At 57.2% G+C, this 5,887-nt stretch carries 4 protein-coding genes; 2 read left to right on the top strand and 2 right to left on the bottom strand.

What is annotated here, in order from left to right; genetic code table 11:
• Positions 1-89 precede the first annotated feature (89 nt).
• Together typA and thiI are read right to left on the bottom strand one after the other, a co-directional pair.
• Positions 90-1,910: a translational GTPase TypA gene (typA, locus tag ACRESD_RS05720; protein ID WP_010213863.1), complete on the bottom strand. Its 1,821-nt coding sequence runs from the start codon at positions 1,908-1,910 to the stop codon at positions 90-92.
• Positions 1,911-2,049: 139 nt separating this feature from the next.
• Positions 2,050-3,504, bottom strand: a complete 1,455-nt coding sequence (gene thiI / locus ACRESD_RS05715; protein WP_431750039.1) for a tRNA uracil 4-sulfurtransferase ThiI — start codon at positions 3,502-3,504, stop codon at positions 2,050-2,052.
• A 333-nt stretch (positions 3,505-3,837) separates the two neighbouring features.
• Here thiI and glnA point away from each other — a divergent pair, with 333 nt between their 5' ends.
• Complete coding sequence (gene glnA, locus ACRESD_RS05710; protein ID WP_024072899.1) at positions 3,838-5,244, top strand: glutamate--ammonia ligase; 1,407 nt, start codon at positions 3,838-3,840, stop codon at positions 5,242-5,244.
• A 181-nt stretch (positions 5,245-5,425) separates the two neighbouring features.
• On the top strand, positions 5,426-5,887 hold a 462-nt coding region (locus tag ACRESD_RS05705), incomplete at its 3' end, for a chorismate mutase (protein WP_431750038.1).

The following is a 5,887-nucleotide window of genomic DNA, read 5'->3' as shown; positions in this document are numbered from 1 at the left end:
GGCCAGCAGAGACAACATACAAATCGCAGGCACAAAAAAACGCCCCCGGCCTTTCGACCGGGGGCGTTTTTCATTCAGCCTGAGTTAACTCAGTTCTTGGCTTTCTTGGCAGCGCGGGTACGCTCGCCTTCGTCCAGGATCTTCTTACGCAGGCGGATCGACTTAGGCGTGACTTCGCACAGCTCGTCGTCCTGGATGAATTCCAGGGCCTGTTCCAGGGTGAAGCGAACAGGTGGAACCAGAGCGATGGTTTCGTCTTTGCCCGAAGCACGCATGTTGTCGAGCTTCTTGCCTTTGGTTGGGTTGACGCCCATGTCGTTGTCACGGCTGTTCAGACCAACGATCTGACCGTTGTAGATCTCTTGACCGTGTTCAACGAACAGCTTGCCACGTGCCTGGAGGGTTTCCAGGGAGTAGGTCAGTGCCTTGCCGGTTTCTACCGATACCAGAACACCGTTCTGACGGCCGGACATGTCGCCGGACTTCATGGTGTCGTAGCGATCGAAGATCGAGGTCAGGATGCCAGCACCGTTGGTCAGGGTCAGGAACTGGTTACGGAAACCGATCAGACCACGAGCAGGGATGTTGTATTCCAGACGTACACGGCCTTTGCCATCCGGCACCATGTTGGTCAGGTCGCCTTTACGCAGGCCCATCTCTTCCATCACCTTGCCCTGGGATTCTTCAGGGGTGTCGATGGTGACGTTTTCGAACGGTTCCTGCTTCACGCCGTCAACCTGACGGATGATCACTTCTGGACGACCAACGCCCATTTCGAAGCCTTCGCGACGCATGGTTTCGATCAGTACCGAGAGGTGCAGTTCACCACGGCCGGAAACCTTGAACTTGTCAGCCGAGTCGCCTTCTTCAACGCGCAGTGCAACGTTGTACAGCAGCTCTTTGTCCAGACGCTCCTTGATGTTACGGGAGGTCACAAACTTGCCTTCTTTACCGCAGAAAGGCGAGTCGTTTACCTGGAAGGTCATGGAAACGGTTGGCTCGTCAACGGTCAGAGGCTTCATCGCCTCGACGGTGTCCGGGTGGCACAGGGTGTCGGAGATGAACAGCGAGTCCATACCGCTGATGCACACGATGTCGCCGGCTGCCGCTTCTTCAACGTCGATGCGGTGCAGACCGTGGTGACCCATCAGCTTCAGGATACGACCGTTGCGCTTCTTGCCGTCGGCGCCGATAGCCACAACTGGAGTGTTCGGCTTGACGCGACCACGAGCGATACGGCCAACGCCGATAACACCCAGGAAGCTGTTGTAGTCCAGTGCGGAGATCTGCATCTGGAACGCGCCGTCACGGTCAACAGCCGGGGCTGGTACGTTGTCGACGATCGACTGGTACAGCGGGGTCATGTCTTCAGCCATGTCGGTGTGGTCCAGACCAGCAATACCGTTCAGGGCCGAGGCGTAGACGACTTTGAAGTCCAGCTGTTCTTCGGTGGCACCCAGGTTGTCGAACAGGTCGAAGATCTGGTCCAGAACCCAGTCCGGACGCGCGCCTGGACGGTCAACCTTGTTGATGCACACGATCGGACGCAGGCCGGCTTCGAAAGCCTTCTTGGTCACGAAACGGGTTTGCGGCATAGGGCCGTCTTGAGCGTCAACCAGCAGCAGAACGGAGTCAACCATCGACATTACGCGTTCTACTTCGCCGCCGAAGTCGGCGTGGCCCGGGGTATCCACGATGTTGATGTGGTAGCCGTTCCAGTTGATGGCAGTGTTTTTTGCCAGGATGGTAATACCGCGCTCTTTTTCCTGGTCGTTGGAGTCCATCACGCGCTCGTCGTTGAGCTCGTTGCGCTCCAGGGTGCCGGATTGACGCAGGAGTTTGTCTACCAGGGTGGTTTTACCATGGTCAACGTGAGCAATGATGGCGATGTTACGTAGATTTTCGATCACTTGTGTATCTCGATCAGAGGATTCGGTGTGCTGACAGGTCGTGGCAGCGATTAACAGTAGAGTCAGGCCTTGCCGTTACAGCTTGACGGCAGAGTCGGGGGGCCGGTGACGCAGGCCACAGGCAAACAGCCCCGGGCTCTTAGCTCGGTCGATAAACGCGCACATTGGCATGCCCCTCACTGAGCAAATGGTGGGCATGCAGGCGACTCATCACGCCTTTGTCGCAATACAGCAGGTACTGACGGCTGTTATCCAGTTCCTTGAAACGCGCGTTCAGTGCGTAGAACGGCAGCGTTTGCACGTCGATGCCGGCGATTTCCAGCGGCTCATCTTCAGCGGCGTCCGGGTGACGGATGTCGATGACGATCTGGCCGGCCAGGGCTTCGCTGACTTCTTCGATCTTCACATCCTGGCCCAACTCGTCGATTACGCGATCGATCGGGACCAGCTTGGCGTTCTCGAGCGCTCGCTCCAGAATCGCCATGTCGAATTCTTTCTCTTCATGCTCCACGCGGTGGCGCTTGGCGTGGGTCTTGGGGTTCACCGAAATGACCCCGCAGTACTCGGGCATGTGCTTGGCGAAGTCTGCGGTGCCGATTTCTTGCGCCAGGTCGATGATGTCCTGCTTGTGGCTGGCGATCAGCGGGCGCAGCACCAGCTTCTCGGTCACGCAATCGATCAACGACAGGTTCGGCAGCGTCTGGCTCGACACCTGAGAGATCGCTTCACCGGTCACCAGCGCATCGATATGCAGGCGGTCGGCAATGCTCGACGCCGCGCGCAACATCATACGCTTCAATACTACGCCCATATGACCGTTATCGACTTTACCGAGAATTTCTCCCAGCACTTCCTCGAACGGTACGCTCACAAATAGCACGCGCTGGGAGCTGCCGTATTTCTTCCAGATAAAGTGCGCAACTTCCATCACGCCCAATTCGTGTGCACGCCCGCCCAGGTTAAAGAAGCAGAAGTGGCTCATCAGGCCGCGACGCATGATCTGGTAGGCCGCCACTGTGGAATCGAAACCACCGGACATGAGGACCAGGGTCTGTTCCAGGGCGCCCAGCGGGTAGCCGCCGATGCTGTTGTGCTGGCTGTGAATCACAAACAACCGTTGGTCGCGAATTTCGATCCGGACTTCGATTTCCGGCGATTTCAGCGAAATTCCAGCAGCACCGCACTCGCGACGCAGCTTGCTGCCGACATATTTCTCGATGTCCATGGAGCTGAACGGATGTTTGCCGGCACGCTTGCAACGCACGGAAAAGATCTTGCCTTCAAGAGCGTTGCCGTAGTGCTGCTTGCACTTCTCGGTGATGTCGTCGAAGTCACCCAGCGGGTACTCGTCCACCTGCAGGAAATGCGCGATGCCCGGCATGCAGCTCAGGCGCTCGGTCATGTCCTTCAAGGCTTTGGCGTCAGTGACACGGGTTTCCAGTTCGAGATTGTCCCACACGCCGTTCACCACCACAGCCGGGTCCAGGTCACGGAGCACGGCACGGATGTTCTTGGCCAATTGACGGATGAAACGCGTCCGTACCGGTCGGCTTTTAATGGTGATCTCGGGGAAGACTTTAACGATTAATTTCATGGAAACAGCGCGCGCCGGGCCTGCTGAAAAAGGGGGGCGCGGATTATAGCGGAAATCGCTCAAGGTTTAACCAGTTAATATGCATCGCGCTTTCGACGCACCAAAACGGGTCATTTATCCAAAATGACGCTACATTGCAGTGCGCTATTTATTCCGCTTCAGCGGATTGCACCGTTATAGGGGCCATTTTGAGGCAAAAAGGCCATGTTGGCGCACTGGCATGCAATTTGCTCTCTTGTGAGGCAGGTTGCCTTGGCGGAGTATCCGCGCCGGCATCACCCACATTCTAAGGGCTAACTCCACTACCCAGCCCGAAGCCACCCGGAGGACACCATGTCGAAGTCGGTTCAACTCATCAAAGATCATGACGTTAAATGGATTGATCTGCGCTTCACGGACACCAAAGGTACTCAGCACCACGTGACCATGCCGGCGCGTGATGCGCTGGATGATGCTTTCTTCGAAGAAGGCAAAATGTTCGACGGCTCCTCCATCGCCGGCTGGAAAGGCATCGAAGCCTCCGACATGATCCTGATGCCGGACGACAGCACTGCCGTTCTCGACCCGTTCACCGAAGACCCAACCCTGATCATCGTCTGCGACGTGATCGAGCCTTCGACCATGCAAGGCTACGACCGCGACCCACGTGCGATCGCCAAGCGTGCCGAGGAATACCTGAAATCCACCGGCATCGGTGACACCGTATTCGTAGGCCCAGAGCCAGAATTCTTCATCTTTGATTCGGTCAAGTTCAAGTCCGACATCTCCGGTTCCATGTTCAAGATCTTCTCCGAACAAGGTTCGTGGATGTCCGACCAGGACGTGGAAGGCGGCAACAAAGGCCACCGTCCAGGTATCAAAGGTGGCTACTTCCCAGTTCCGCCGTTCGACCACGACCACGAAATCCGTACCTCCATGTGCAACGCCATGGAAGAAATGGGCCTGGTCATCGAAGTTCACCACCACGAAGTGGCGACTGCCGGCCAGAACGAAATCGGCGTGAAGTTCAACACCCTGGTTGCCAAGGCTGACGAAGTCCAGACCCTGAAGTACTGCGTACACAACGTGGCTGATGCCTACGGCCGTACCGCTACCTTCATGCCTAAGCCGCTGTACGGCGACAACGGTTCGGGTATGCACGTTCACCTGTCCATCGCCAAAGAAGGCAAGAACACCTTCGCCGGCGAAGGTTATGCCGGCCTGTCCGACACTGCCCTGTACTTCATCGGCGGTATCATCAAGCACGGTAAGGCCCTGAACGGCTTCACCAACCCGTCGACCAACTCCTACAAGCGTCTGGTCCCAGGTTTCGAAGCACCGGTAATGCTGGCCTACTCGGCTCGCAACCGTTCCGCGTCGATCCGTATTCCTTACGTGTCCAGCCCACGCGCTCGCCGTATCGAAGCACGCTTCCCGGACCCGGCAGCCAACCCTTACCTGGCCTTCGCCGCACTGGTAATGGCCGGCCTGGACGGTATCCAGAACAAGATCCACCCTGGCGACGCCGCCGACAAGAACTTGTACGACCTGCCGCCTGAAGAGGCCAAAGAGATCCCACAAGTGTGCGGCAGCCTGAAAGAAGCCCTGGAAGAACTGGACAAGGGCCGTGCGTTCCTGACCAAAGGCGGCGTATTCAGCGACGACTTCATCGATGCCTACATCGAGCTGAAAAGCGAAGAAGAAATCAAAGTACGCACCTTCGTACACCCACTGGAATACGAGCTGTACTACAGCTGCTGATCCGGTAGCGCTGCTTAAAGTAGCGTGACGAAAAAGACCTCCTTCGGGAGGTCTTTTTTTGCCTGGGTTTTATTAAAAATGTAGGAGGGGACTTGCTCCCGATGGCAGAGTGTCAGGCAGCACCTGTGCTAACAGACCCACCGCCATCGGGAGCAAGCCCCCTCCCACAAGGAGATCTGCGTTGAAACATAGACTTTTGTTCGCCCTGTTGTTCGCCAGTGCCAGTGCGAGCGCCGCGCCGCCCACGCTTGAGCCGCTGCTCAATAGCATCGCCGAACGTTTGGAGATCGCCGACCAGGTCGCCCTGAGCAAATGGGACAGCCATAAGCCGGTGGAAGACAAAAAGCGTGAGCAAGAGGTGATCACCAGTGTCGTCGCCCAGGCGCCCACTTACAAACTGGACCCGGCCGCCGCCGAACAGTTTTTCTCCGCGCAGATCGAGGCAAACAAACTGGTGCAATACGCCCTGTTGTCCGACTGGCAATTCCAGGGCAAGGCGCCCGATAACCCGCGCCCGGACCTGGTGAAGCAAATTCGCCCGCAACTGGATGAACTGCAAAAGCGCCTGCTCCAGCAACTGGCTGACTTCACTCCACAACGTACCGAGCCACAGTGCCCCCAGTGGCTGGCCGCAGCCATACAT

Origin of the sequence: Pseudomonas sp., from assembly GCF_050739995.1 — a bacterium.
Lineage (GTDB): Bacteria > Pseudomonadota > Gammaproteobacteria > Pseudomonadales > Pseudomonadaceae > Aquipseudomonas.
The sequence above is the reverse complement of the archived record's forward strand: the minus strand, read 5'-3'. Positions and strand labels throughout refer to the sequence as shown.

What these genes read in the sequence shown, in the direction of transcription:
- thiI (WP_431750039.1), bottom strand. Translation starts at nt 3,504, where the DNA reads ATGAAATTAATCGTTAAAGTCTTCCCCGAGATCACCATTAAAAGCCGA.
- glnA (WP_024072899.1), top strand. Translation starts at nt 3,838, where the DNA reads ATGTCGAAGTCGGTTCAACTCATCAAAGATCATGACGTTAAATGGATT.